Here is a 25,187-nt window from a genome sequence, read left to right on the forward strand (position 1 = left end):
GGACGCGCAGAGCGCGACGCGTTCGATGTCGGGCCCCAGCGCCCCCGGGCGGACCTCCCCGTGGACATGCGCAAGCGGCTGTCGCTGCGCAAGCAACAGGTCCTGGTCAGCCTGAACAAGCACGGCGTCGCGGGCCTGCGGGCCCGGGTCGTCGTCGTCCTGGACGCCTCGGGCTCGATGAGCGGGCTCTACCGACGGGGCACGGTGGCCGGTGTCGTCGAGCGGATGGTGGCCGTCGCCGCGCAGCTCGACGACGACGGCGAGATGCAGGCGTGGACGTTCGCCACGAATCCGGCCCGACTGCCCGACCTGGCCGTCGGCGACCTGCCGGAGTGGCTCGGACTGCACGTACGCGTGGGACAGAGCGGCGGCTTCATCCGCAGGAAGCCGCCCAGGGGACTGCTCCCCGGCCAGATCGACATGCGCACCGTCGGCATCCAGAACGAGGAGCAGAAGGTCATCGCCGAGGTGCGGGCCCATGTGCGTGCGCACCCGGTGCCCGACCCGACGCTGGTCCTGTTCTTCTCGGACGGCGGGGTATACCGCAACAAGGAGATCGAGCAGGAGCTGCGGGCCGCCGCCGACGAGCCGGTGTTCTGGCAGTTCGTCGGCCTCGGCAGCTCGCAGTACGGCGTGCTGGAACGCTTCGACACCATGCCGGGCCGCCGGGTCGACAACGTCGGCTTCTTCGCCGTCGACGACATCGAGCGGATCTCCGACCAGGAGCTGTACGACAGGGTCCTGTCGGAGTTCCCGTCCTGGCTGAGGGACGCCCGGCAGGCCGGAATCCTGAGGTGACGGGGCGCCCCTCGGGCGGACCGGTTCCCGGCGGGTTGTCCAACCGTTGCAGCAGGACGCAAGGGTTGGCGGCGTGCCGGGCGGCGCGGCCATCATCACTGCGTGCACCGGCCCGGCGGCGATTCTCAGGGGGAGCGTCGACGACGGTCGTCCCGTGAGCTCCGCGTCCGGCGGACGCCCGCGGCCGACCGGAACAGGGGGCGGGCCGGGGCACACCCATGTCGACTGCGGAAAGAGGAGTGGAAGACCATGCGCACCACGAGGATCTCTCTCGGCACGGCCGCGGTGCTCGCTTCGGTGGTGGCGGCTCTCGCCACCACCCAGGCCCAGGCCGTCGGTACCACGGACACGGGGGCGTCCGCGGACCGCGGCGCCGTCATGATGGTTCTGCCGAAGGCCCCGGAGGGGGCCCGGTTCTCGCCGACGGCGGCGGCGCCGACGGTCTCCCCGTCCGCGCCCTACATCCACGCCAAGGAGGGGCTCATCTCGTGCCCCAGCGGATCCCTGTGCACCTCCACGTGGGACCCCACGGCGGGTTCCTGGAAGATCTACAAGCTGGACAAGTGCGCCAAGTACGCGCTGTCCAACTGGGAGGGTGACGGCGCCTACCGCAACAACCAGACCGGTGGCGTCGTGAGCAAGTTCTACGACCAGAACGGCAACGTGCTGAAGTCCGTGCCCTCCGACAACACGCCGCACGCCTACAAGTGGAGCCCCGTCTGGTCGATCCGCAACTGCTGATCGGCTCCTGAGGCCGACCGGCCGCGGCCGATCCACTTCCGCCGCGGCCCCGGGCGCCCGCCGGTCCTCCCACCGAGGCCACCGGCGGGCGCTTCCGCGTTCCGTCCCCTCCACGCCTTTGTCCTCGATGTGGAGAAAGTTGTCACGGATTCCCGCGCAACTTCTTCCCAGCCCCGGCAACCACTGCTACGTTCCCCTCGAAAGCCCGACGGACAGGCCGATGTGGCGGGAGGGGCGCGTGAGACGCATGACGGCACGACCCGCGAACGCCCATCAGGCGCGACTGCTCCGGCTGTTGCGCGACGGCGGGCCCAACTCACGGGCACAGCTGGGGGATCAGGTGGATCTCTCCCGCTCCAAGCTCGCCGTCGAGGTCGACCGGCTGCTGGAGACCGGACTGGTCGTGGCCGACGGGCTCGCCGCCTCGCGCGGCGGACGTCGCTCGCACAACATCCGGCTCGCCCCGCAACTGCGCTTCCTCGGCGTCGACATCGGTGCCACATCCGTCGATGTGGCGGTCACCAACGCCGAGTTGGAGGTACTGGGTCACCTCAACCACCCCATGGACGTACGCGAAGGGCCCGTCGCCATCTTCGAGCAGGTGCTGTCCATGGCGGCCAAGCTCCGGGCGTCGGGGCTCGCCGAGGGCTTCGACGGCGCGGGCATCGGCGTACCCGGACCGGTCCGCTTCCCCGAGGGCGTACCGGTGGCACCGCCGATCATGCCCGGCTGGGACGGCTTCCCGGTCCGCGAGGCGCTCAGCCAGGAACTGGGCTGCCCGGTCATGGTCGACAACGACGTGAACCTGATGGCGATGGGGGAGCAGCACGCGGGCGTCGCCCGTTCCGTGGGCGACTTCCTCTGCGTCAAGATCGGTACCGGCATCGGCTGCGGCATCGTCGTCGGCGGAGAGGTCCACCGGGGCACGACGGGCAGCGCCGGGGACATCGGCCACATCCAGGTCGAACCCGAGGGACGTCCCTGTGCCTGCGGCAATCGGGGATGTCTGGAAGCCCACTTCAGCGGCGCCGCGCTCGCCCGCGACGCCGAGGACGCGGCCCGCACCGGACGGTCGGCGGAACTGGCCGCCCGGCTGGAGGCGGCCGGCGGCCTCACCGCCGTCGACGTCGCCGCGGCGGCCGCCGCCGGTGACGCCACCTCGCTCGACCTGATCCGGGAGGGCGGCAACCGGGTCGGCCAGGTCATCGCGGGACTCGTCAGCTTCTTCAACCCCGGCCTGGTGGTGATCGGCGGCGGTGTGACCGGACTCGGCCACACCCTCCTCGCCAGCGTCCGGACCCAGGTCTACCGGCAGTCCCTGCCGCTGGCCACCAACAACCTCCCCATCGTGCTGGGGGAGCTGGGACCGGCCGCCGGAGTGATCGGCGCCGCCCGGCTCATCAGCGACCACCTCTTCTCGCCGGCCTGACCCAGGGGCCCGGCGGCACCACCGGACCGGAACGGCACCGATCGGATCGCAGCCGCGATCCGAAGTATTCGAAGTATCCGAAGCAACGGAACACCCCGCCACACCGTCACACCGCATCTGGCACAGCCCTGCCCGCTCACGGCCCTCCCTGAACTCCCGGCCCGCCCGTACCGGGGAGACCCCACTTGCCGAGGGGATTCGTCATGGCACCGGAACCACCCCTGCTCACCATGTCCGGCATCACCAAGTCGTTCCCCGGAGTGCGCGCCCTGGACGGCGTGGACCTGGAGGTCGGGGCCGGTGAGGTCCACTGCCTCCTCGGGCAGAACGGCGCCGGGAAGTCCACCCTCATCAAGGTGCTCGCCGGGGCCCACCAGCCCGACGGCGGCGAGATCACCTGGCACGGCGCACCGGTGACGCTCAAGTCGCCCGCCGCCGCGATGCGCCTGGGCATCGCCACCATCTACCAGGAACTCGACCTGGTGGAGGGCCTGTCGGTCGCCGAGAACGTCTTCCTCGGCCGGGAACCCGTCACCGCCCGCTTCGTGGTGCGCGCCCGCGCGGCCCGCACGGCCGCCGCCGCGCTGCTGAAACGGCTCGGTCACCCGGAGATCGATCCGGCCCGCCCGGTCGGCGAACTGTCCGCGGCCCAGCAGCAGATCGTCTCCATGGCGAGGGCGCTCTCCCACGACGTGCGGCTCATCGTGATGGACGAGCCGTCCGCCGCGCTCGACCCCGACGAGGTCGACAACCTCTTCCGCGTCGTCGCCTCCCTCACCGCCGACGGCGTCGCCGTCGTGTACATCTCGCACCGGCTGGAGGAGATCCGTCGCATCGGCGACCGGGTGACCGTGCTCAAGGACGGCCGTGCCGTCGCCGGGGGGCTGCCCGCCAGGTCCACACCGACGCACGACATCGTTGCCATGATGACCGGCCGCAACGTCGAGTACGTCTTCCCGCCGCGCCCGGCGGATCGCGCGGACCCGGCGGCGGAGCCCGTGCTGCGGATCGAGGGGCTGGCGCGGAAGGGCGAATTCTCCTCGGTGGACCTGGAGTTGAGGCCGGGAGAGATCGTCGGCCTGGCCGGACTCGTCGGGTCGGGGCGTTCGGAGATCCTGGAGACCGTCTACGGGGCCCGCAGGCCGAGCGCCGGCCGGGTCCTCGTGGCCGGCGAGCGGCTGAGGCCCGGCAGCGTCCGCGCGGCCGTAGCCGCCGGGATCGGTCTCGCCCCCGAGGAACGCAAGGCGCAGGCCCTGCTGATGCTCGAATCCGTCACCCGTAACGTCTCCGTCTCCTCGATGTCCCGCTTCTCCAGGGCCGGTTGGCTCGACCGGCGGGCCGAGCGCCGGGCGGCCCGCGCCGCCACCCGCGAACTCTCCCTGCGCCCCGACAACCCGGACACCCCCGTCCGCACGCTCTCCGGCGGCAACCAGCAGAAGGCGGTCCTGGCCCGCTGGCTGCTGCGCGGCTGCCGGGTGCTGCTGCTGGACGAACCCACGCGCGGCGTCGACGTGGGGGCCCGCGCCGAGCTCTACGCCGTGATCCGCCGACTGGCCGACGAGGGCCTCGCCGTTCTGCTCGTCTCCAGCGAGGTGCCCGAAGTGCTGGGCCTCGCCGACCGGGTGCTGGTGCTCCGCGAGGGCCGCGTCGTGCACACGGCGGACGCCCGGGAGCTCGACGAGCACCGCGTACTCGACCTGGTGATGGAAGGGAGCCCCACGTCATGACGCAGCCCGTTTCCCCGGCGCAGCAGGGCGGGCCGGGCCGGGGGAGCAGCCCCGCCCCGGCCCCCGCGGCCGGGAAGGAGAACGGACCCGCACGTGCCTTCCGGCCGCGTGTCGACGTCCGCAACCTCTCGCTCCTCGGCGTCCTCGCCGTACTGGTCGCCGTCGGCGGCATCACCGAGCCCGACGCCTTCCTGGACACCGGGAACCTCCAGCTGGTCCTGACCCAGGCGTCCGTCATCGGCGTCGTCACCGTCGGGATGACCTTCGTCATCACCAGCGGCGGCATCGACCTGTCGGTCGGCGCGATGGTCGCGCTGGCCTCCGTCTGGGCGACCACGGTCGCCACCCAGGAGTACGGTTTCGCGGGGATCGCCTTCACCGCCGTGGTCGTCGGGCTCTGCGCGGGGCTGGTGAACGGCCTGCTCGTCGCGTACGGCCACATGGTGCCGTTCATCGCGACGCTGGCCATGCTCGCCTCGGCCCGCGGACTCGCCCTCCAGATCACCGACGGCAGGACCCAGATGGTCACCGTCCAGTCGGTCCTCGACCTGGGCCTGCCCGACTCGTACGTCCTCGGCGTCCCGCCGCTGGTCATGATGTTCGCCGCGGTCACCGCCATCGGCTGGCTGCTCCTGAACCGCACCACCTTCGGCCGCCGCACGGTCGCGGTCGGCGGCAACGCGGAGGCGGCCAGGCTGGCCGGCATCGACGTGCGCAGGCAACGGCTCCTGCTCTATCTGCTCTCCGGACTGTGCTGCGGCATCGCCGCCTTCATGCTGATCGTCCTGGCCGGCTCGGGACAGAACACCAACGGCAACCTGTACGAGCTCGACGCCATCGCCGCCGCGATCATCGGCGGCACCCTGCTCAGCGGCGGACGCGGCACCATCGTCGGCTCCGTGCTCGGCGTCCTGGTCTTCACCACCATCACCAACATCTTCGCGCTCAACAACCTCCAGAGCGATGTCCAGCAGATCGCCAAGGGCGCGATCATCGTCGCCGCCGTCCTGGTCCAGCGCCGCACGGCGGCGCAGGGCGAGACCTGAACCGCACCCCCACCTCCGCTCCATCCGCCCCACCCGTTTCCCCCTGTGACAGCCACGCACCGGACGAAGGGTTCGACAGCCATGCCGGAAACCAGCCGCAGACGACTGCTCCTCGGTACCGCCGCCGTCTCCGCGGGCGCCCTCCTCACCGCCTGCACCAGCAACGACCCCAAGAGCGAGGGCACCGCGAAGAGCAACGCGCCCGCCGCCGACGACAAGCCCGGCAAGCCCGTCACCATCGGTTTCGCCGGCCCGCAGGCCGACCACGGCTGGCTCAACGCCATCAACGAGAACGCCAGGTCGCGGGCGGCCGAGTACTCCGAGGTGACCCTGGAGACCACCGAGGGCTCCAACGACACCGCCGCCCAGATCGGCCAGGTCAAGACCCTCATCAACAAGAAGGTCGACGTCCTCGTCATCCTCCCGGCCGACGGCAAGGCGCTCACCCAGGTCGGGCTGGAGGCCATGCGGGCGGGCATCCCCGTCATCAACCTGGACCGGATCTTCGCCTCCCCACAGGCGTACCGCTGCTGGATCGGCGGCGACAACTACGGCATGGGCCTCAACGCCGGCACGTACATCGGCGAACAGCTCAAGGGCAAGAAGGGCGCCAAGGTCGTCGAACTGGCCGGCATCGACAACCTGGAGCTCACCAAGCAGCGCAGCCAGGGCTTCGCCGACGCACTGAAGAACTACCCCGACATCGAGCTGGTGGCCCGTCAGGCGGCCGAGTTCACCGTCGAGTCGGGCCAGGCGAAGATGGCCCAGCTCCTCCAGGCGCAGAAGCGGATCGACGCGCTGTGGAACCACGACGACGACCAGGGCGTGGGTGCGCTGCGTGCCATCCAGCAGGCGGGCCGGGACGAGTTCCTGATGGTCGGCGGTGCCGGTGCCAAGTCCGCGATGGACGCCATCAAGGCCGACGACAGCGTCCTGAAGGCCACCGTCCTCTACCCGCCGACGATGGCGGCGTCCGCCATCGACCTGGCCCGTGCCCTCGCCCAGAGCAAGGGCGTCGGCGGACTGGCCGAGCAGGAGATCCCGACCGGTCTCACCCTCTACTCGGCCGTGGTCACCAAGGAAAACGTCGACCAGTACCTGCCGACGGGCTTCAGCTGATCCGACCCGGGGGAGGACCGCGACCCTCCCGCCGCACCCACCGAACGACCGACGAGGAGGAAGCCCGGATGGCCCGCAGGGAAGAGACGGATCAGGAGGCCGCAGCGCCGCCGGAGCCGACCGTGCCGACGGCGAGCGCGCCGGTGCTCGGCGTCGGCATGGTCGGATACGCGTTCATGGGCGCCGCCCACTCGCAGGGGTGGCGCACCGCGGGACACGTCTTCGAGCTGCCGATGAGGCCGGTGCTCGCCGCGATCTGCGGACGCGACCGGGCCGCGGTCGACGCGGCGGCCGCCCGGCACGGCTGGGCGGCGGCGGAGACCGACTGGCGGGCCCTGATCGCCCGGGACGACGTGCAGCTCGTCGACATCTGCACCCCCGGCGACAGCCATGCCGAGATCGCCGTCGCCGCGCTGGAGGCCGGCAAGCACGTGCTGTGCGAGAAGCCGCTCGCCAACACGGTCGCCGAGGCCGAGGCGATGACCGAGGCGGCACGGCGCGCGGCCGGGCGCGGCCAGGTCGCGATGGTGGGCTTCAACTACCGCAGGGTGCCCGCGATCGCCCACGCCCGGCAGCTGATCGCCGGGGGACGGCTCGGCGCCCTGCGGCACGTCCGCGCCGCCTACCTCCAGGACTGGCTCGTCGACCCGCAGACACCGCTCACCTGGCGGCTCGAACGGGAACGCGCCGGCTCGGGGGCCCTCGGCGACCTGGGCGCGCACATCGTGGACCTGGCCCAGTACCTGGCGGGGGAGCTGCTGGTCGGGGTGTCGGCGGTCAGCGAGACGTTCGTACGCGAACGGCCGCTGCCCGCGGTCCCGTCGGGCGGGTTCCCCGGCGCCGCCGGCCCGGCCGCGCGCGGAGCGGTGACCGTCGACGACGCGGCCCTGTTCACCGGCCGGCTCGCCTCCGGGGCGCTGGCCTCGTTCGAGACGACCCGGATGGCGGCCGGACGGAAGAACGCGCTGCGGCTGGAGATCAACGGGGAGCGCGGCTCGCTCGCCTTCGACCTGGAACGGCTCAACGAACTGGCCTTCCACGACCACACCGAACCCGCCACCACGGCAGGGTTCCGGCGCATCCTCGTCACCGAGCCCCGACACCCCTACCTGGAGGCGTGGTGGCCGCCCGGCCACGCCCTCGGCTACGAGCACACCTTCGTCCACCAGGCCCGCGACCTGGTGCGGACGATCGCCGAGGGCACCGCCCCCGCACCGTCGTTCGCCGACGGACTCCAGGTGCAGCGGGTGCTCGCGGCGGTGGAGGAGAGCGCCGCGAAGAACTCCGTGCACACCCCCGTGGCTCTCTAGGAGGCCCGCTCATGCCCCGTCCCTTCACACTCTTCACCGGCCAGTGGGCGGACCTGCCGCTGGAGGAGGTCTGCCGGCTCGCCCGGGACTTCGGCTACGACGGACTCGAACTCGCCTGCTGGGGCGACCACTTCGAGGTCGACAAGGCACTCGCCGACCCCGGCTACCTGGACGGCCGGCGGCAGCTGCTCGACAAGTACGGGCTGAAGTGCTGGGCGATCTCCAACCACCTCGTCGGCCAGGCCGTCTGCGACAACCCCATCGACGAACGGCACCGGGGAATCCTGCCCGCGCGGATCTGGGGGGACGGCGAGCCCGAGGGGGTGCGCCGCCGGGCGGCCGAGGAGATCAAGGACACCGCGCGGGCGGCCGCCGCCTTCGGGGTCCGCACCGTGATCGGTTTCACCGGATCGTCGATCTGGCACCTGGTCGCGATGTTCCCGCCGGTCCCGCCGCACATGATCGAGCGGGGCTACGAGGACTTCGCCGAGCGCTGGAACCCGATCCTGGACGTCTTCGACGCGCAGGGCGTGCGGTTCGCCCACGAGGTGCACCCCGGCGAGATCGCGTACGACTACTGGACCACGCACCGCGCGCTGGAGGCCGTCGGTCACCGGGCGGCGTTCGGGCTGAACTTCGACCCGAGCCACTTCGTCTGGCAGGACCTGGACCCGGTCGGCTTCCTGTACGACTTCAGGGACCGGATCCACCACGTGGACTGCAAGGAGGCGCGCAGACGGCTGGACGGCCGCAACGGGAGGCTCGGCTCGCACCTGCCGTGGGGCGATCCGCGGCGCGGCTGGGACTTCGTCTCCGCCGGGCACGGCGACGTGCCGTGGGAGGACGTCTTCCGGATGCTGCGGTCCATCGGCTACGAGGGGCCGGTCTCGGTGGAGTGGGAGGACGCCGGGATGGACCGGCTGGTGGGGGCGCCGGAGGCGCTGGCCACGCTGAGGCGGTACGACTTCGAGCCGCCCGCCGCCTCGTTCGACGCGGCGTTCGGGGGCGGCGACTGACGGCCCGTTCCCCGGCTCCGTACGGCGGCCCGTCCTCCGGCTCCGTACGGCGGCCCGTTCGGTGTGATGCGGTGCGGGCGGGTGCACGGTACGACGCGAGGCGGTACGGAACGGCACGGGCGTCCCGCGGCCGTTCCGCGCCGACCCCTGCCCTCGCACCGCTTTGTCCTGACCTCGGTAAAAGTTCGACGGACCGCCGCGCAAGGGCTTTCCGTTCCGGACGAACGGGTCTACCGTCCCAATCGTGTACATGACATGACCTGGTCGTCGGCGCCCCACCGGCCCCCGACCCCCGCGCGGCAGTCCCCGCGCAGAACGGCACGGCAGCACCCGCCCGTACAACCGGCACCCTCCGGAGGACACTCGTGCACGGAACCACCACCCCCAACAGGAGCAGGACAAGACTCCGCGTCCGCAAAACCCTCGCACTGCTCACCGGCGGGCTGCTCGCCGCGGCCACCCTCGCGCTCGGCCCCCCGCCCACGGCCGCCGCGCAGGAACCGGCACCGGCCGCCGCCGACGCGGCGGCCGAGGAGTTCCAACAGGTCACCCTCGCCAAGGGAGTGGCCGAGACCGGCGAACCCATGACACTGGCGGTGCTCCCCGACCGCAGTGTCCTGCACACCGCGCGCGGCGGCGAACTGTGGCTCACCGACAGCGGCGGCGACACCACCCTCGCCGGCGTCCTCCCCGTCTACTCGCACGACGAGGAAGGACTCCAGGGCGTCGGCGTCGACCCGGACTTCGACCGGAACCGGGCGATCTACCTCTACTACGCGCCCCCGCTGGACACCCCGTCCGGGGACGCCCCGGAGAACGGCACCGCTGCCGACTTCGCCGAGTTCGAAGGAGTGAACCGGCTCTCGCGCTTCGTCCTCAAGGAGGACGGCACGCTCGACACGGCCAGCGAGAAGAAGGTCCTCGACATCCCGGCCTCGCGCGGCATCTGCTGCCACGTCGGCGGCGACATCGACTTCGACGCGCAGGGCAACCTGTACCTGTCGACCGGCGACGACTCCAACCCGTTCGCCTCCGACGGCTACACCCCGATCGACGACCGGCCGGACCGCAACCCCGTGTTCGACGCCCGCCGCACCTCGGGGAACACCAACGACCTGCGCGGCAAGATCCTCCGCATCAAGGTCGCCGACGACGGCACGTACACCGTCCCCGAAGGCAACCTCTTCGCACCGGGCACCGAAAGGACACGCCCCGAGATCTACGCGATGGGCTTCCGCAACCCCTTCCGCTTCACCGTCGACAAGCCCACCGGCATCGTGTACGTCGGCGACTACGGGCCCGACGCCGGTGCGGCCGACCCCGCACGCGGACCGGGCGGCCAGGTCGAATTCGCCCGCGTCACCGAGGCCGGAAACTTCGGCTGGCCGTTCTGCACCGGCAGGAACGACCCGTTCGTCGACTACGACTTCGCGACCAGGACCCCGGGCGAGACCTTCGACTGCGCCGCGCCCAGGAACACCTCCCGGTACAACACCGGCCTGGTCGACCTGCCACCGGCCCAGCCCGCCTGGATCCCGTACGACGGCGGCTCGGTGCCCGAGTTCGGCACCGGCTCCGAATCTCCCATGGGCGGACCCGTCTACCACTACGACGCCGGCCTCGACTCGGCCGTGAAGTTCCCCGAGGCGTACGACGGCGACTTCTTCGCCGGCGAGTTCGGCCGCCGCTGGATCAAGCGCGTCGACCAGGGCACCGACGGCACGGTCGAGTCCATCAACGCCTTCCCCTGGTCGGGAACCCAGGTGATGGACATGACGTTCGGCCCGGACGGCGCGCTGTACGTCCTGGACTACGGCACCGGCTACTTCGGCGGCGACCAGAACTCGGCGCTCTACCGCATCGAGAACGCCACCGGCGGACGATCACCGATCGCCGAGGCCACCGCGAACAGGACCTCCGGCACCGCACCCCTCAAGGTCGCCTTCTCCTCGGCCGGAACCACCGACGGCGACGGCGACCCGCTCACCTACAGCTGGGACTTCGGCGACGGCGGAACGTCGACGGCCGCCGACCCCACGCACACGTACCGGAAGAACGGCACCTACACCGCCACCGTCACCGCCAAGGACCCCACCGGCCGCACCGGCACGGCCAACGTCCATGTGACGGTCGGCAACACCGCCCCCGTGGTGAAGCTGGAACTCCCCGGTGACGGGCAGCTGTTCGCCTTCGGCGACGACATCCCGTTCAAGGTGACCGTCACCGACCCCGAGGACGGCACCATCGACTGCTCCGAGGTCGAGGTCCGCTTCATCCTCGGCCACGACAGCCACGGCCACCCCATCACGACGGCCCACGGCTGCACCGGCACCATCAAGACGGAGATGGACGGCGGGCACGACCCCAACGCCAACATCTTCGGAGTCATCGACGCCTCCTACACGGACGGCGGGGGCGGTGGCCAGGCCGCGCTGTCCGGCCACGACCAGTCCGAACTCCAGCCGCGCCACCGGCAGGCCGAGCACTACAGCGACTCCCACGGCGTCGCCCCGCAGAACAAGGCCACCGCCCACGGCGGCAAGACGGTCGGCGACATCCACAACGACGACTGGATCTCCTTCGAGCCCTACCTCCTCAGCGGCTCCACCGAGCTGACCGCGCGGATCTCCTCCAACGGCGCGGGCGGCTTCCTCGAAGTGCGGGCCGGCTCGGTCACCGGCAAGATCCTCGGCTCCGCGGCCGTGCCCGTGACCGGCGCCTGGGACAAGTTCCAGGACATCGACGTACCGCTGCGCGGAGTCCCGAAGAAGACCACCGAACTCTTCCTGGTCTTCAAGGGAGGCGCCGGGGCGCTCTACGACATCGACGACTTCGAGCTCTCCGACGACGCGCCCGACAAGACCGCCAGACGCGTCCTGGTCTTCTCGAAGACGGCCGGCTACCGGCACGACGCCATCCCCGACGGCATCGCGGCGCTGAAGGAACTCGGCGAGGGCGGCGGCATCACCGTCGACGCGACCGAGGAACCCCGCCAGTTCACCACCGGAAACCTGGCCCGCTACGACGCCGTGGTCTTCCTCTCGACCACCGGTGACGTGCTCAACGCCGACCAGCAGAAGGCGTTCGAGAACTACGTGGCCACCGGGGGCGGCTACATGGGCGTCCACGCGGCGGCCGACACCGAGTACGACTGGGAGTTCTACGGCGGACTCGTCGGGGCGTACTTCTCCTCGCACCCCGCCGTCCAGCCCGCCACCGTCCGCGTCGAGGACCACGGCCACCCGGCCACCGCCGACCTGGGCGACGAGTGGAACCGCACCGACGAGTGGTACAACTACCGCACCAATCCACGCGGCCGGGCCAAGGTCCTCGCCACCCTCGACGAGACCAGCTACACCGGCGGCACCATGAAGGGCGACCACCCGATCACCTGGTGCCAGACCTACGGGGGCGGCCGCTCCTTCTACACCGGCCTCGGCCACACCAAGGAGTCCTACGCCGAACCGGAGTTCCGCAAAATGCTCCTCGGCGGCATGCGGTACGCGGCCGGCCAGGTGAAGGCCGACTGCAAACCTGACACCGGCCACCGGTCGATCTTCAACGGCAGGACGCTCGACGGGTGGAAGCAGGCGGGCCCCGGAAAGTTCGACGTCGTGGACGGCGAACTCCGCTCCGAGGGCGGCATGGGCCTGCTCACCTACCAGGCCAAGGAGCTCGGCTCGTACTCGCTCGAACTCGACTGGAAGATGCGGGGCGACGACAACTCCGGCGTCTTCGTCGGCTTCCCGGAGTCCGACGACCCCTGGTCCGCGGTGAACAACGGCTACGAGGTCCAGATCGACGCCACCGACGCGGCCGACCGCACCACGGGCTCGATCTACACCTTCAAGGCGGCGAACGCCAAGGCCCGTGACCGGGTCCTGCGACCGCCGGGCCAGTGGAACAGCTACGAGATCAGGGTCCGGGGCGAACGCCTCCAGGTCTTCCTCAACGGAGTCGAGATCAACGACTTCACCAACACCGATCCGGTACGGAGCCTGAAGAGCGGCTACATCGGCATCCAGAACCACGGTGCCGACGACCACGTGTCGTTCCGCAACATCCGGCTGAAGGAACTGCCGCAGGAGCAGTAGGACCGGCCTCCGGCGCGGCGGGTGGGGAGGGGGTTCCTCGACGACCACGTGTCGTTCCGCAACATCCGGCTGAAGGAACTGCCGCAGGAGCAGTAGGACCGGCCTCCGGCGCGGCGGGTGGGGAGGGGGTTCCTCTCCCCGGGCCTTCCCCCCGCCTCCCGGGTTCTTCCCGCCGTGCTCGGCGCCGCCTACCTCCGTACCGCAGCGGGCCCCCTCGCCCACGCCGCCCTCAACCCGTCGCCACCGCTCACCCAACGCGCCGTGGGCGGCGGCATCCGGGCGATGATCCCGCTCCAGGCCGCCCTCGCCGCCCGCTCCGGGGCCGTCGGCACGGCCGCTGCCGTCATGGGACTCGTCCCGCTCGCCCGCACCCTCGCCCGGAAGGTGAGCCCGACATGACGATCCGCCTCGGCTACGGCACCAACGGACTCACCGACCTCCGCCTGGACGACGCCCTCGGGCTGCTCGCCGACCTCGGCTACGACGGGGTCGGCCTGACCCTCGACCACATGCACCTCGACCCCCTCGCCCCGGGCCTCGCCGCCCGTACCCGGCACGTGGCGTCCGGGCTCCGGCGGCGGGGACTCGGCGTCACCGTCGAGACCGGGGCCCGCTACGTCCTCGACCCGCGCCGCAAGCACGGCCCCTCCCTCCTCGACCCGGACCCGGAGGCCCGCGCCGCCCGCACCCGGCTGCTGGTCCGGGCCGTGGACATCGCCGCCGACCTCGGCGCCCACGCCGTGCACTGCTTCAGCGGCGTCACCCCGCCGGACACCGCGCCCGACACCGCGTGGCAGCGGCTCCACGACTCCCTCGCCCCGGTCCTGGAGGCCGCCGACCGGGCCGGCGTGCCACTGGCGATCGAACCCGAGCCCGGACACCTCCTCGCGAACCTCGCCGACTTCCACCACCTGCGCGTCCTCAGCGGCGACCCGTCACCGCTCGGCCTCACCCTCGACATCGGCCACTGCCAATGCCTGGAACCCGCCCCGCCCGCCGACTGCGTCCGCGCCGCCGCCCCGTGGCTGCGGCACGTCCAGATCGAGGACATGCGCCGGGGCGTCCACGAACACCTCCCCTTCGGCGAGGGAGAGATCGACTTCCCGCCCGTGCTCGAAGCGCTCGACAGCCTCTCGGACACCGGCTATCGCGGCCTCACCGTCGTCGAACTGCCCCGGCACTCCCACGCCGGACCCGAACTCGCCGCCGCCTCCATCGAATTCCTCCGCGAACACGGTCCGTCGGGCCGCTGAACCGGCCGAAGGGAGCACCACCATGCCGACGACCCGGAACACCACCCCGCTGCTGACCCGCGAGGAACTCGACGCACGACTGGGCGGAGCCGCCCGTGCCTGGCTCGACGAGGCGCTCGCCGAGGCCGAACACTCCGCCGCCCATGACGGAACCCACCGGCCGGACCACCCGTACGCCGTACCGCCCTGGGAACTGCGGTACGCCGAGGCCGGCCGCCGGTGCGGCCCCGAACACGCCGACTCCGTACGCGCGTTGCTGCTCGTCGAAGCCCGTGCCGCGCTGCCCGCCGTCACCAGGCTCTACGAACAGGGGACCGCCGCCGAACGGCGCGCCGTCCTGCTCACCCTGCACCGACTGGACCTCGGTCCCACCGCCCTTCCGCTCGTCGAGGACGCCCTGCGCACCAATGACACCCGGCTGATCGCCGCAGCCGTCGGACCGTACGGCGCCACCCATCTCGACCCGCACAACTGGCGTCACGCCGTTCTCAAATGCCTCTTCACCGGGGTTCCGGTCGACGCCGTGGACGGGCTGGCACGGCGCTCGCGCGGAGACGCCGAACTGGCCCGCATGCTGGGCGACTTCGCGGCCGAACGCGAAGCGGCCGGGCGCGGCGTCCCCGACGGTCTCACCCTCGTCCTCGACCTCACCGTCCCCGGCGCCGCCGCCCCCACGGAGGAGTCCTGATGCGCATCTTCGACCCCCACATCCACATGTCCTCCCGCACCACGGACGACTACCGGGCGATGTACGAAGCAGGCGTCCGCGCACTGGTGGAACCCTCCTTCTGGCTCGGCCAGCCCCGTACCTCGCCCGCCAGCTTCTTCGATCATTTCGACGCCCTGCTCGGCTGGGAGCCCTTCCGGGCCGCCCAGTACGGCATCGCCCACCACTGCACGCTCGCCCTCAACCCCAAGGAGGCCAACGACCCCCGCTGCACCCCCGTCCTGGACGCCCTGCCCCGATATCTCGTCAAGGACTCCGTCGTCGCCGTCGGCGAGATCGGCTACGACTCCATGACCCCGGCCGAGGACACCGCCCTCGCCGCCCAGCTCCAGCTCGCCGCCGACCACGGTCTGCCCGCCCTCGTGCACACCCCGCACCGCGACAAGCTCGCCGGACTGCACCGCACCCTCGACGTCATCCGCGAATCCCGCCTCTCCCCGGAACTGGTCCTGCTCGACCACCTCAACGAGACGACCGTGAAGGACGCCCTGGACAGCGGATGCTGGGCCGGTTTCTCCATCTACCCCGACACCAAGATGGACGAGGACCGCATGATCACGATCCTCAAGGCCCACGGAACCGAGAAGATCCTCGTCAACTCGGCCGCCGACTGGGGCAGGAGCGACCCGCTCAAGACCCGCAGGGTGGGTGACGCGATGCTTGCCGCGGGGTTCGGCGAGGACGACGTCGACCGGGTGCTCTGGCGCAACCCCGTCGCCTTCTACGGACGCAGCGGCCGGCTCCAGCTCGACGTCGCCGCGCCGCAGCCCCTCCACGAGGGCAACTCGATCCTGCGCGGCGGGGAGTGAGGCGATGCGCTTCCGCCACCCCGACGGCTCCACCGTCCACCTCGCGTACTGCACCAACGTCCACCCGGCCGAGACGCTCGACGGCGTCCGCGCCCAACTGCGCGACCACTGCGAACCGGTCCGCAGACGCCTCGGCCGCGACCGGCTCGGCATCGGTCTCTGGCTCGCCCGGGACGCGGCCCGCACCCTCGTCGACGACCCGGTCGAACTGCGGGCCCTGCGCACCGAACTGGACCACCGCGGCCTGGAGGTCGTCACCCTCAACGGCTTCCCGTACCAGGGATTCGGCGCCGACGAGGTCAAACACCGGGTGTACAAGCCGGACTGGACGGATCCGGAACGGCTCGCCCACACCACCGACCTCGCCCGGCTCCTGACCGGCCTGCTCCCCGACGACGCCACCGAAGGGACCATCTCCACCCTCCCGATCGCCTGGCGCACCCCCTTCGACACGACCCCCGGAGCAGCCGGTGCCGCGCACGCCGCCCTCGCCACACTGGGCGAACGCCTCGACGCCCTCGCCGAACTCACCGGCAAATCCATCCGCATCGGCCTCGAACCCGAACCCGGCTGCACCGTCGAGACCACCACCGACGCCATCACCCCCCTCACCGCCGTCGGACACCCCCGCATCGGCGTCTGCCTCGACACCTGCCACCTGGCCACCTCCTTCGAGGACCCCGAAACCGCCGTCGACGCACTCGGCGCGGCGGGCATCCCGATCGTCAAGGCCCAGCTCTCCGCCGCCCTGCACGCCGAACACCCCCACCTGCCCGAGGCGCGCACCGCGCTCTCCGCCTTCGCCGAACCCCGCTTCCTGCACCAGACCCGCACCGTCACCGCCGAGGGCCTGCACGGCACCGACGACCTCGACGAGGCCGTCACCGGCCGGGCCCTGCCGGACACCGCGCCCTGGCGCGCCCACTTCCACATCCCCCTGCACACACCTCCCGCACCACCGCTCACCTCCACCCTTCCCGTCCTGCGGTCCGCGCTGACCCGTCTCGTGGGCGGTGCCCGGCCGCTCACCGGCCACCTGGAGGTCGAGACGTACACCTGGCAGGCGCTCCCGGCCGCGCAGCGCCCCCGCACCCGCGCCCAGCTCGCCGACGGCATCGCCGCCGAGCTCACCCTCGCCCGCGACCTCCTGGTCGACCTCGGCCTCAAGGAGCTCCCATGACCCCGGCCGAACCGGCCACCACACCCCTGACGATCAACTCGCCCTCGCCCTCGCCCTCGCCCTCGCCCGGCTCCCCGGCACCCACTCCTCTCCTGGTCATCGACGTCGTCGGCCTGACCCCGCGGCTCCTCGACCACATGCCCCGCCTCAAGGCCCTGGGCCGGTCCGGCACCCGCGCCCCGCTCGGAACCGTCCTCCCCGCCGTCACCTGCGCGGCCCAGTCCACCTTCCTCACCGGTACCACCCCCGCGGAGCACGGCATCGTCGGCAACGGCTGGTACTTCCGCGAACTCGGCGACGTACTGCTCTGGCGCCAGCACAACGGACTGGTCGCCGGGGACAAACTCTGGGACGCCGCCCGCCGTGCCCACCCCGGCTACACCGTCGCCAACATCTGCTGGTGGTACGCCATGGGCGCCGACACCGACATCACCGTCACCCCGCGCCCCGTCTACTACGCCGACGGCCGAAAGGAACCCGACTGCTACACCCGACCGCCCGCCCTGCACGACGAACTCACCGGGAAATTCGGCACGTTCCCCCTCTTCCACTTCTGGGGCCCCGGCGCCGACCTCGTCTCCTCGCGGTGGATCATCGAGGCCACCCGGCACGTCCTCGACACCCGCCGCCCCGACCTGGCCCTGTGCTACCTCCCGCACCTCGACTACGACCTCCAGCGGTACGGTCCCGACGACCCCCGCTCCCACCGGGCCGCGGCCGAACTCGACCGCGCCATGGCCCCCCTCCTCGACGACGCGCGGGACGAGGGCCGCACCGTCGTCGCCCTCTCCGAATACGGCATCACCCGGGTCGACCGGCCCGTGGACATCAACCGGGCCCTGCGCCGTGCCGGCCTCCTGGAGGTCCACACCCAGGACGGCATGGAGTACCTCGACCCGATGGCCTCCCGCGCCTTCGCCGTCGCCGACCACCAGATCGCCCACGTCTACGTACGCCGCCCCGAGGACCTCGAAGCCACCCGCGAAGCCCTCCGGGACCTGCCGGGCATCGAGCGGCTCCTCGACGACGAGGGCAAGAAGGCCCACGGCCTGGACCACCCGCGCTCGGGCGAACTGGTCGCCGTCGCGGACCCGGACGCCTGGTTCACGTACTACTACTGGCTCGACGACGACCGCGCCCCCGACTTCGCGCAGCTCGTCGAGATCCACCGCAAACCCGGCTACGACCCCGTCGAACTCTTCCTGGATCCCCAGGACCCCTATGTACGGGTCAAGGCGGCCGCGGCCGTCGCCCGCAAGAAGCTCGGCATGCGCTACCGCATGGCGGTCGTGCCCCTGGACCCGTCACCTGTTCGCGGCAGCCACGGCCGTCTGCCCCTGAGCGACGAAGAAGGTCCGCTCATCCTGTGCTCCACCCCCCACGCGTTCACCGGCCCCGTCCGGGCCACCGAAGTGAAGTCCCTGCTCCTCGGGCTCGCCGGACTGCGCTGAGCGCGATCCCCCGATCCGATCCGATACCGGCCCATCCCGGGCCGATCCGACTGCACCGACAACGTCGCACGCCCAGAAGGAGTTCCACCATGAGCCGCCGAACCCCCGTCGATGCCGAACTCGCCCACAGGCTGAGCAGGCGCTCCGTGCTCGGCGTCGCCGCCGGCGCGACCGCCGCCGCCCTCCTCGGCGCCGCGGCCCCGGCCGCCTCCGCCCAGGGGAAGCCCCAGGGGAAGTCGCAGGGCAGGCCCCAGGGCGACCCGCTGCTGCCGCCCGGCCGCCTCGGCATCCAGCTCTACACCCTGCGCGACAAGGTCGCGGCCCTCGGCTTCGACAAGGTCTTCGCCGAACTGGAGGCGTACGGCTACGACGAGGTCGAGTACGCCGGCTACACCCAGGGATCGGCCGGCGCCATCACCCCCGCCCAGCTCCGGCGGCTCACCCGCGACCACGGCCTGCGCGGCATAGGCAGCCACGTCGGCTACTACGACGACAACAACGCGAACGCCTACACCTTCGCGCAGAACCTCACCAAGGTCCTCGACGACGCCCAGACCCTCGGCCTCAAGCACATCGGCACCGCCTCCGGCCCGTTCCGCTACGGCTCGACGGTCGACGCGTGGAAGCGCGCCGCCGCCGACTTCAACGCCTACGGCGCCGCGGCCAGGGAACGCGGCATGAAGTTCTACCAGCACAACCACGCCGAGGAATTCTCCTTCGCCACCGACCGCCCGGACGTCCGCCTCTACGACGTCCTGCTCGCCGAGACCGACCCCGACCTGGTCTTCCTGGAGATGGACATTTACTGGGCCCACGTCGGCCGGTTCCGGTTCGGCAAGCGGGCCGACGGCACCCCCGACACCTTCGACCCGCTGCACTACGTGCTCCGGCAGCCCGACCGGTACCCGCTCTTCCACGTCAAGGACGGCGAGCACGACGCCACGGCCCGTGACGGCTACCGCATGGTGGACGTCGGGGACGGCGACATCGACTACAAGGGATTCCTGAGCGCCGTCACCAGGACCCACGGCGGCCGCCGCGACCACCACTGGCAGGTGGAGCACGACCAGCCGATCGTCGACTCCTTCACCACGGCCCGCCGCTCCGCCGCCCACCTGCACTCACTGCGCCGGAAGGGCTGCTGACCCCGTACGCCCGACGGCTCCTCCCCGCCGCTCCTGCCCGGGCGGGGAGGAGCGGCGGCCGTATGCGCGGCGGCCCGGACGGTGGCGGGGCGACCGCAGCGAATCACACCGTTGGCGACTGTCCGGCCACGTAGGGTGCGCGTTGCCGGGAGATGTCGGGAAAGCGTGCCGTCCGCATCCATCGCACCGCACTGACCACCGGAAACGTGGGTGAGAGCCACCCTGAACCCCTGGTATTGTTTTCCATGTCGCCGCGGGAAACCGGGGCCGACCACCTGGTCCGGGTGGCGGAATGGCAGACGCGCTAGCTTGAGGTGCTAGTGCCCTTTATCGGGCGTGGGGGTTCAAGTCCCCCCTCGGACACCAGAAGTCGATCGACCAAATGGAGCCGATCAAAGCGATGTTTTCGCTTTGGTCGGCTTTTTCGTCGTGATGAACGTGAGCAGGCCCCCCTGTGGACGACGTCCCGGAGCCGAGGCGGGGCTGCGGCCCCCCGGAGAGGAGATGCGGGAGGCCGGGTGACAGAGGTCAGGAACGCTTGGTGGCGCGGCATGCCTGCCGACGCCGGCGCAGCCTGTCCCCGACCTCCCCCACCGCGACCAACAGCGCTGCGGAGGCGGCGCAGCGCAGGAGGTCCGTCGGCCCGCTGGTGGTGCGGCCCAGCAGCCAGAGGACGAGCGTGAGCGTGATCCACCAAAGGCCGACCGAGACGATCCCGCGCCGCCGGAACCGTGTCCTCGTCATGGCGCAGCGCTTGCCGTGCGATGCGAGCCGATGGCCACGACCGCACATCCGGTTGTGGCGACGATGCCCGCGGTGGCGGTGGCGGCCGGGACGATCGTCGGCGAGACGCCGGCCGGACGGAGGACCGTGCCGAGAGACGCGGCGGCGATCATGACGCCCCCGTGTTGCATGTCCATGAGCTTCCTCCCAAGCGGTGTGGCAGCGGATCCGGCCACACCACCGGCTCCGGGGCATCGACGGTCTCCTGGGAGATCTTGCCCTGGTGTACCGAGGTCGCGCAGTCCTGCCACGTGTGATGCCGGACGGTGCGCCGCCGGACGTCGCCCGGCTCGGGCGGCAGGCTGACGCGGCGGCTCACGTGCGGGTCACCGCGCGGCGGCACGACGGCGTCCTTCGACGCGGTTCAGCAGGGTGAGCACGGCTGCGGAGACGGTCGCCGCTGCACCCGTGGCCAGCGCGTCCGCGACGTACCGGCCCAGTTCCGGGCGCAGGGCGTCGACGAGGCCGAACAGTACGGCAACCCCCGCGGCGCCGGCCGCGATCCCTGCCGGCCAGGAGCGGTGTCGCGTCCGGAACCACTGCACGAGCCCGACGCCGATGAGGGGAGCAACGGACAGGTGCGGCTCGTCGAGGGCCGCGCTCGCGGTGTACCCCAGGCCGCTGACCGCCCAGCAGGCCGCGGCGACCAATGCGGCCTCGCGCCAGGAGACGGATCGCCTCACGCCCGCCTCCTGCCCTTCACCGTTCGGGCCCGGTGGAGCTTCCGGCGCCGGGCGACAACGGCCGCCACGATCGAGCCGACCACGAGCGGCCCGGCGACCCAGCGGATCACGTCCCCTGCCCAGCCGGGTTCCCCGCCGGTCATCAAGGTGACCGTCTCGGCGGCGAGGGAAATCCCCAGCAGGACGAAGCCGAGTCCCCAGGTGCGGACCGCCCACACGGGCCCCTGGATGGGCTCCGGTGGCCGGCGCGGCCGAAGCATGGCCAGGCATCCCATCCACACGCAGCCCAGCCCCAAGGCCGCCGTGAACACGTCCATGGCCCTGTCGAGCACGGTCCCGAGCATCTGCCCCTCCCCTCACCTGCCACTTCCCGCGGATCTGCGGAACAGTGGAGCCCCCGGCCCGTCATGATGACCGCCCGGACACCGTTTCTCACCCACCGGACACGGCAGTCGGCCCGCGCGGCTGCTTTCCGGAACCCGGCAATGTGGGTGACGGCAGCCCCGGCCCCGTGTCCGTCGAGCAGCCTTCGTCCGACTGCCGTGGCAACGGGAAGCGATCCCTCGGCGATGGGTTCTGGGCTCGGGACCGGTCCCTGCTTTCAGCGGCACATGTGCGTTCCCGTCGCCCGCGGGCGCGGTTCGTCCCGGCTCCCGGTGGTCTCGGCGTCGGCGATCCGGCCGCGCGGCATGGCGTCCATCACGGCCATGAACCGCTCGGTCCGCGGTCGGCCTAGCACGAAGGGATTCGGTCCGTCGGGCCGGTCGCGAAACTGCTCGGCGTGTTGGGGGCGGTGGTCGTTGGGGTGGTCGGACCGTTCCGCGTCCGCCCCCGCCCGCACGGTCAGGGACCGGTGAGCAGGGCGGTACGGGGCTCCGTGAGGGGGCGATCGAAAGCCTGCCGTCGGCCGACTCTTGCACAAAGACGGAATTGACACCGCTCATGCATCTTCCGCATACGGCGCGGTGGTGGTCCGTGGGGCGCGGTTCGTGTTCGACGTGGTGTCAGCGACCCCCGGCCGACGCGGCTTTGGTGTGGGCGTGACGTAGCGTTGCCCTTTTGGCGGTGTTCGGCAGAGCATCGCGGAGAGTCGTTGCGCCCTCATCACCCGTGGGGGCGCCGAGGGGTGTTGGGATGAAGCTCTGCTTCCTCGTCGAAGAGCTGTACCGGAATGACGGCATGCCGCTCGATGTGGCCCGGCGATTGTCGTCGTGGGGGCACCAGGTGGACGTGATGCGGCCGGGCGGTTCGCTGCTGCGGGTCTCGGAGGAGGTCCGGGCGGGCACCCACGACGCCTGGGTGCTCAAGACCGTGTCCGGCGGCCCGGGGCTGGCCCTGTTGGAGGCCGCGGCGGCCGTGGGGCTGACCACGGTGAACGACGCGCGGTCGATCCGCGCGGTGCGCGACAAGGTCGTCACCTCGGTCATCGCGCGGCAGCACGGGCTGCCGGTTCCGGTGACCTATTCGGCGCCGCGGGCCGCCATGTTCGCGGACGTTCCCGGCGAGCTGTTCCCCCTGGTGGTCAAACCCGCCGACGGCAGCTCGGGGCGCGGGGTGCGGCTGGTGGCGGACCCCGGGGGACTGGCCGGGGCGGAGCGGGAGGGCGAGGGCCAGCTGATCGCGCAGCCCTATGTGCCCAACTCCGGTACGGACCTGAAGGTCTACTGCCTCGCGGGCGAGTTCCACGCGACCCTGCGGCGTTCCCCGATCCACCCGGACGGACCGGCCGACGAAGGTCCGGTTCCGCTGTCCGCCGAGGTGGCCGCGGCGGCGGCGAAGGTGGGGAAGGTCTTCGGGCTCGACCTGTACGGCATCGACGTGGTGCTCGGGCCCGACGGACCCGTGATCGTCGACATCAACGACTTCCCGAGCTTCCGGCGGGTGCCCGACGCGGTGACCCGGGTGGCCGGAGCCGTCCTCGACCTGGCCAGGAACGGCGGCATCGCCGGGACGGGCACGCCCGCCCCGGCTCCGCAGGTTCCCGTCCAGCCGCAGATCCCCCTCGGCCGGCCCCGCCCGCAGATCGCTCCGGGCCCCGGAGCGGGCATGCCGGTGGCCGTGCCGGGAGTCATCCAGATATGAGGGTGTGCCTGCTGACCGACAAGCCGGACCACCCGATGCTCGCCGCCACCGCCTCCGTACTGGTCCGGGAGGGGCACCGGGTGACGTTCCTGGACCCGGACTCCGGGGACGGGCCCGCGCCGGACCGGGCCGCTCCGGAAGACCTCGCCGACACCTACCTCCTCAAGGCGCACACCCCCGGGGCGCTGGCCCTGGCCCGTTCCCTTGAGGAGTGTGGCGCCCGGGTGGTGAACTCCGCCGCCGCGACGGAGCTGTGCCAGGACCGGAGCCGGCTGGCCGCGGTGGCCGAGGAGGCCGGACTGCCGATGCCCCGCACCAGGACCCTGGACGCGCTGTCCGAAGTCCTTTCCGGAGCGGAGTGGCCCGGGAGCGGCGGTCCGCTGATGGTCAAGAGCCGGCACAGTCGGCGCGCCGACCTGGTGGCCCGTGCGGACGGCCCGGCCGAACTGCGGGAGCTTGCCGCCCGGTGGCCCGATGAGCCGGTCGTCCTGCAGGAGTTCGTCGCGAACAGCGGCTGGGACCACAAGGTGTGGGTGATCGCGGGGAGGGTGTTCACGGCGGTGCGTCCCGCGCCGGTGGGGGCCCCGCCGGACGGCGCCCGGTCCACGCCGTTGGTCGGTGAACTGCCCCGGGCCTGGGCCGGAACGGCCCTTCGCACGGGCGAGGTGTTCGGTCTGGACGTCTACGGCGTCGACCTGCTGGACCGCGAGGGCGAGCCCGTCGTCGTCGACATCAACGCCTTCCCGGGCATCCGTGGACCGAAGGACGCCCCCGCCGCCCTGGCCGCCCTGGCGCTGCGACGACCCCGGACCGGTACTCGCCTCCGGGGGTTCGGGCCTTCCGGCCGTCCGGTTCGCACCTGAACCGATGAGGCCGTGACCGATCCGGTGAGGCCGTGCCCGTGCCGGTGGGGTGGTGTCGGAGCCGGTGGGTCGTGCCCGAGCCGGTGACCCCCTGCCGGAGCCGGGTGGATCTGTGCTTGAGCGGTGTGCGGGGCCTCGCGGGCCGGGCGCCACCTTCGGTGGAAGTTCACCGGAGGCGGCGCCCGGTCGGCGTCGTGGAGGCGCGGGGATCAGTGGAAGTTCAGGGAGGCGGAGCCGGCCGCGGCGGAGATCGACCCCGGGCAGAGGAAGCTGCCCGAGCTCTTCGACGCGGTGAACGCCTTGTTCTGGTAGGCGCGGGTGGAGCCGTCGCGGGTCCAACCGACGTTCGTGGCGCGGTAGCTGCAGGTGACGATGGACTGCTTCACCGTGATGTCGATGAGGTCCGACGTCGCGAGCCCCGCCGCGTCGTCGAAGGTGACGGTCGGGCTGTTGTTGAGGGTGGCGCTCGCACCGCCGCTGCAGCTCACGCTGCTGTTGATGGTGGCGCGGTCGATGGTCAGGGTGGTGGGCGGGTTCGCGGTGGTGGTGGCGTTGGCCCAGGTACAGGTGCTGCCCGCGGCGGAGATGCTGCCGTCGACCTGCTGAGAGGCCGTGGGGCCCAGTGCGCTCGCCGCGGTGGACGCGCCGGCGACGACCGCGACGGCCAGGGCGGCGACGCACGAGATTTTCGGTGTGAGCCTCATGTCACTCCTTCGTGCCGCGCCCTTGTGGGGGGACGAGCGGTGCCTCGTCCGCGTGCGCGGCGGGGATACGGACGGGCGTGTGTCATGGACGGTCCCAGAAATGCCAATAAATGTCAGGTGCGCGTCAAGAATTGGCCGGATGGCGTCCTCGGAGTGAGTGGGCCGGCGCCCTCGGAGTGAATGGGGGCGGCGCCTCCGGGGCGAGTCGGGCGGGCGCCTTCCGGGGG

General features: G+C 71.8%; 22 protein-coding genes and 1 tRNA gene. 19 read left to right on the forward strand and 4 right to left on the reverse strand.

Features of this window, described 5'->3' with window-relative positions; all coding sequences use genetic code 11:
• The 17 genes from EAO76_RS46875 to EAO76_RS36375 all read left to right on the forward strand — a co-directional run.
• Positions 1 to 798 (forward strand): VWA domain-containing protein (locus EAO76_RS46875; RefSeq protein ID WP_262375978.1); only part of this gene is annotated, 798 nt, incomplete at its 5' end.
• Positions 799 to 1,047: 249 nt separating this feature from the next.
• Positions 1,048 to 1,539, forward strand: coding sequence for a hypothetical protein (locus EAO76_RS36300; RefSeq protein WP_148840314.1), 492 nt, complete (start codon positions 1,048 to 1,050; stop codon positions 1,537 to 1,539).
• A 247-nt stretch (positions 1,540 to 1,786) separates the two neighbouring features.
• A complete protein-coding gene (locus tag EAO76_RS36305) occupies positions 1,787 to 2,968 on the forward strand; it encodes an ROK family transcriptional regulator (protein ID WP_148840315.1) in 1,182 nt (393 codons plus the stop codon).
• A 203-nt stretch (positions 2,969 to 3,171) separates the two neighbouring features.
• Positions 3,172 to 4,695: a sugar ABC transporter ATP-binding protein gene (locus tag EAO76_RS36310; protein WP_148840316.1), complete on the forward strand. Its 1,524-nt coding sequence runs from the start codon at positions 3,172 to 3,174 to the stop codon at positions 4,693 to 4,695.
• Positions 4,692 to 5,741 carry an ABC transporter permease gene (locus EAO76_RS36315; protein ID WP_148840317.1) on the forward strand — a complete coding sequence of 350 codons (1,050 nt, stop codon included), beginning with the start codon at positions 4,692 to 4,694 and terminating at the stop codon, positions 5,739 to 5,741. The genes EAO76_RS36310 and EAO76_RS36315 overlap by 4 nt, the downstream gene beginning before the upstream one ends.
• A gap of 81 nt (positions 5,742 to 5,822) precedes the next feature.
• A complete protein-coding gene (locus tag EAO76_RS36320; protein WP_148840318.1) occupies positions 5,823 to 6,860 on the forward strand; it encodes a substrate-binding domain-containing protein in 1,038 nt (345 codons plus the stop codon).
• A 68-nt stretch (positions 6,861 to 6,928) separates the two neighbouring features.
• Complete coding sequence (locus EAO76_RS36325; RefSeq protein ID WP_148840319.1) at positions 6,929 to 8,170, forward strand: Gfo/Idh/MocA family protein; 1,242 nt, start codon at positions 6,929 to 6,931, stop codon at positions 8,168 to 8,170.
• 11 nt (positions 8,171 to 8,181) lie between these two features.
• Positions 8,182 to 9,186 carry a sugar phosphate isomerase/epimerase gene (locus EAO76_RS36330; protein ID WP_148840320.1) on the forward strand — a complete coding sequence of 335 codons (1,005 nt, stop codon included), beginning with the start codon at positions 8,182 to 8,184 and terminating at the stop codon, positions 9,184 to 9,186.
• Between the two features lie 365 nt (positions 9,187 to 9,551).
• The gene (locus EAO76_RS36335) at positions 9,552 to 13,280 is read left to right on the forward strand and encodes a ThuA domain-containing protein (RefSeq protein WP_148840321.1); all 3,729 of its coding nucleotides are present in this window, start codon (positions 9,552 to 9,554) and stop codon (positions 13,278 to 13,280) included.
• Positions 13,281 to 13,454: 174 nt separating this feature from the next.
• A complete protein-coding gene (locus EAO76_RS36340; RefSeq protein ID WP_399463362.1) occupies positions 13,455 to 13,679 on the forward strand; it encodes a hypothetical protein in 225 nt (74 codons plus the stop codon).
• A complete protein-coding gene (locus tag EAO76_RS36345) occupies positions 13,676 to 14,533 on the forward strand; it encodes a sugar phosphate isomerase/epimerase (protein WP_148840322.1) in 858 nt (285 codons plus the stop codon). Before EAO76_RS36340 ends, EAO76_RS36345 begins: the two co-directional genes overlap by 4 nt.
• Positions 14,534 to 14,555: 22 nt before the next feature.
• On the forward strand, positions 14,556 to 15,221 hold the full coding sequence (locus EAO76_RS36350) for an EboA domain-containing protein (RefSeq protein ID WP_148840323.1): 666 nt from the start codon (positions 14,556 to 14,558) through the stop codon (positions 15,219 to 15,221).
• On the forward strand, positions 15,221 to 16,069 hold the full coding sequence (locus tag EAO76_RS36355; RefSeq protein WP_148840324.1) for a TatD family hydrolase: 849 nt from the start codon (positions 15,221 to 15,223) through the stop codon (positions 16,067 to 16,069). Before EAO76_RS36350 ends, EAO76_RS36355 begins: the two co-directional genes overlap by 1 nt.
• 4 nt (positions 16,070 to 16,073) lie before the next feature.
• Positions 16,074 to 17,249: a metabolite traffic protein EboE gene (gene eboE / locus EAO76_RS36360; protein ID WP_148840325.1), complete on the forward strand. Its 1,176-nt coding sequence runs from the start codon at positions 16,074 to 16,076 to the stop codon at positions 17,247 to 17,249.
• A complete protein-coding gene (locus EAO76_RS36365; protein WP_262375981.1) occupies positions 17,246 to 18,700 on the forward strand; it encodes a nucleotide pyrophosphatase/phosphodiesterase family protein in 1,455 nt (484 codons plus the stop codon). Before eboE ends, EAO76_RS36365 begins: the two co-directional genes overlap by 4 nt.
• 89 nt (positions 18,701 to 18,789) lie before the next feature.
• Positions 18,790 to 19,845 (forward strand): sugar phosphate isomerase/epimerase, encoded by a 1,056-nt coding sequence (locus tag EAO76_RS36370; RefSeq protein WP_148840326.1) that lies wholly within the window; start codon positions 18,790 to 18,792, stop codon positions 19,843 to 19,845.
• Between the two features lie 278 nt (positions 19,846 to 20,123).
• A tRNA-Leu gene (locus tag EAO76_RS36375) sits at positions 20,124 to 20,211 on the forward strand.
• Positions 20,212 to 20,373: 162 nt separating this feature from the next.
• Here EAO76_RS36375 and EAO76_RS36380 read toward each other — a convergent pair.
• The 3 genes from EAO76_RS36380 to EAO76_RS36390 all read right to left on the reverse strand — a co-directional run bounded on the left by EAO76_RS36380 (position 20,374) and on the right by EAO76_RS36390 (position 21,655).
• Positions 20,374 to 20,589 carry a hypothetical protein gene (locus EAO76_RS36380; protein ID WP_148840327.1) on the reverse strand — a complete coding sequence of 72 codons (216 nt, stop codon included), beginning with the start codon at positions 20,587 to 20,589 and terminating at the stop codon, positions 20,374 to 20,376.
• A gap of 365 nt (positions 20,590 to 20,954) precedes the next feature.
• Positions 20,955 to 21,311 (reverse strand): hypothetical protein, encoded by a 357-nt coding sequence (locus tag EAO76_RS36385; RefSeq protein WP_148840328.1) that lies wholly within the window; start codon positions 21,309 to 21,311, stop codon positions 20,955 to 20,957.
• On the reverse strand, positions 21,308 to 21,655 hold the full coding sequence (locus EAO76_RS36390; RefSeq protein WP_148840329.1) for a hypothetical protein: 348 nt from the start codon (positions 21,653 to 21,655) through the stop codon (positions 21,308 to 21,310). The genes EAO76_RS36385 and EAO76_RS36390 overlap by 4 nt, the downstream gene beginning before the upstream one ends.
• Before the next feature lie 790 nt (positions 21,656 to 22,445).
• On the opposite strand from EAO76_RS36390, the gene EAO76_RS36400 reads away from it, so the two are divergent.
• Positions 22,446 to 23,393, forward strand: a complete 948-nt coding sequence (locus EAO76_RS36400) for a RimK family alpha-L-glutamate ligase (protein WP_148840330.1) — start codon at positions 22,446 to 22,448, stop codon at positions 23,391 to 23,393.
• Positions 23,390 to 24,256, forward strand: a complete 867-nt coding sequence (locus EAO76_RS36405) for a RimK family alpha-L-glutamate ligase (protein ID WP_148840331.1) — start codon at positions 23,390 to 23,392, stop codon at positions 24,254 to 24,256. Before EAO76_RS36400 ends, EAO76_RS36405 begins: the two co-directional genes overlap by 4 nt.
• Positions 24,257 to 24,465: 209 nt before the next feature.
• Here the strand turns inward: EAO76_RS36405 and EAO76_RS36410 are convergent, their stop codons facing one another.
• Positions 24,466 to 24,960 carry a hypothetical protein gene (locus EAO76_RS36410; protein ID WP_148840332.1) on the reverse strand — a complete coding sequence of 165 codons (495 nt, stop codon included), beginning with the start codon at positions 24,958 to 24,960 and terminating at the stop codon, positions 24,466 to 24,468.
• Positions 24,961 to 25,187 lie beyond the last annotated feature (227 nt).

Origin of the sequence: Streptomyces sp. sk2.1 (assembly GCF_008120935.1) — a bacterium.
Taxonomy (GTDB): Bacteria; Actinomycetota; Actinomycetes; order Streptomycetales; family Streptomycetaceae; genus Streptomyces.

Coding starts and splice junctions, on each gene's coding strand:
- EAO76_RS36350 (WP_148840323.1), top strand. CDS start 14,556: ATGCCGACGACCCGGAACACCACCCCGCTGCTGACCCGCGAGGAACTC.
- EAO76_RS36310 (WP_148840316.1), top strand. CDS start 3,172: ATGGCACCGGAACCACCCCTGCTCACCATGTCCGGCATCACCAAGTCG.
- EAO76_RS36345 (WP_148840322.1), top strand. CDS start 13,676: ATGACGATCCGCCTCGGCTACGGCACCAACGGACTCACCGACCTCCGC.
- EAO76_RS36410 (WP_148840332.1), bottom strand. CDS start 24,960: ATGAGGCTCACACCGAAAATCTCGTGCGTCGCCGCCCTGGCCGTCGCG.
- EAO76_RS36355 (WP_148840324.1), top strand. CDS start 15,221: ATGCGCATCTTCGACCCCCACATCCACATGTCCTCCCGCACCACGGAC.
- EAO76_RS36325 (WP_148840319.1), top strand. CDS start 6,929: ATGGCCCGCAGGGAAGAGACGGATCAGGAGGCCGCAGCGCCGCCGGAG.
- EAO76_RS36330 (WP_148840320.1), top strand. CDS start 8,182: ATGCCCCGTCCCTTCACACTCTTCACCGGCCAGTGGGCGGACCTGCCG.
- EAO76_RS36400 (WP_148840330.1), top strand. CDS start 22,446: ATGAAGCTCTGCTTCCTCGTCGAAGAGCTGTACCGGAATGACGGCATG.
- EAO76_RS36405 (WP_148840331.1), top strand. CDS start 23,390: ATGAGGGTGTGCCTGCTGACCGACAAGCCGGACCACCCGATGCTCGCC.
- EAO76_RS36390 (WP_148840329.1), bottom strand. CDS start 21,655: ATGCTCGGGACCGTGCTCGACAGGGCCATGGACGTGTTCACGGCGGCC.
- EAO76_RS36305 (WP_148840315.1), top strand. CDS start 1,787: ATGACGGCACGACCCGCGAACGCCCATCAGGCGCGACTGCTCCGGCTG.
- EAO76_RS36300 (WP_148840314.1), top strand. CDS start 1,048: ATGCGCACCACGAGGATCTCTCTCGGCACGGCCGCGGTGCTCGCTTCG.
- EAO76_RS36320 (WP_148840318.1), top strand. CDS start 5,823: ATGCCGGAAACCAGCCGCAGACGACTGCTCCTCGGTACCGCCGCCGTC.
- eboE (WP_148840325.1), top strand. CDS start 16,074: ATGCGCTTCCGCCACCCCGACGGCTCCACCGTCCACCTCGCGTACTGC.
- EAO76_RS36365 (WP_262375981.1), top strand. CDS start 17,246: ATGACCCCGGCCGAACCGGCCACCACACCCCTGACGATCAACTCGCCC.
- EAO76_RS36380 (WP_148840327.1), bottom strand. CDS start 20,589: ATGACGAGGACACGGTTCCGGCGGCGCGGGATCGTCTCGGTCGGCCTT.
- EAO76_RS36315 (WP_148840317.1), top strand. CDS start 4,692: ATGACGCAGCCCGTTTCCCCGGCGCAGCAGGGCGGGCCGGGCCGGGGG.
- EAO76_RS36370 (WP_148840326.1), top strand. CDS start 18,790: ATGAGCCGCCGAACCCCCGTCGATGCCGAACTCGCCCACAGGCTGAGC.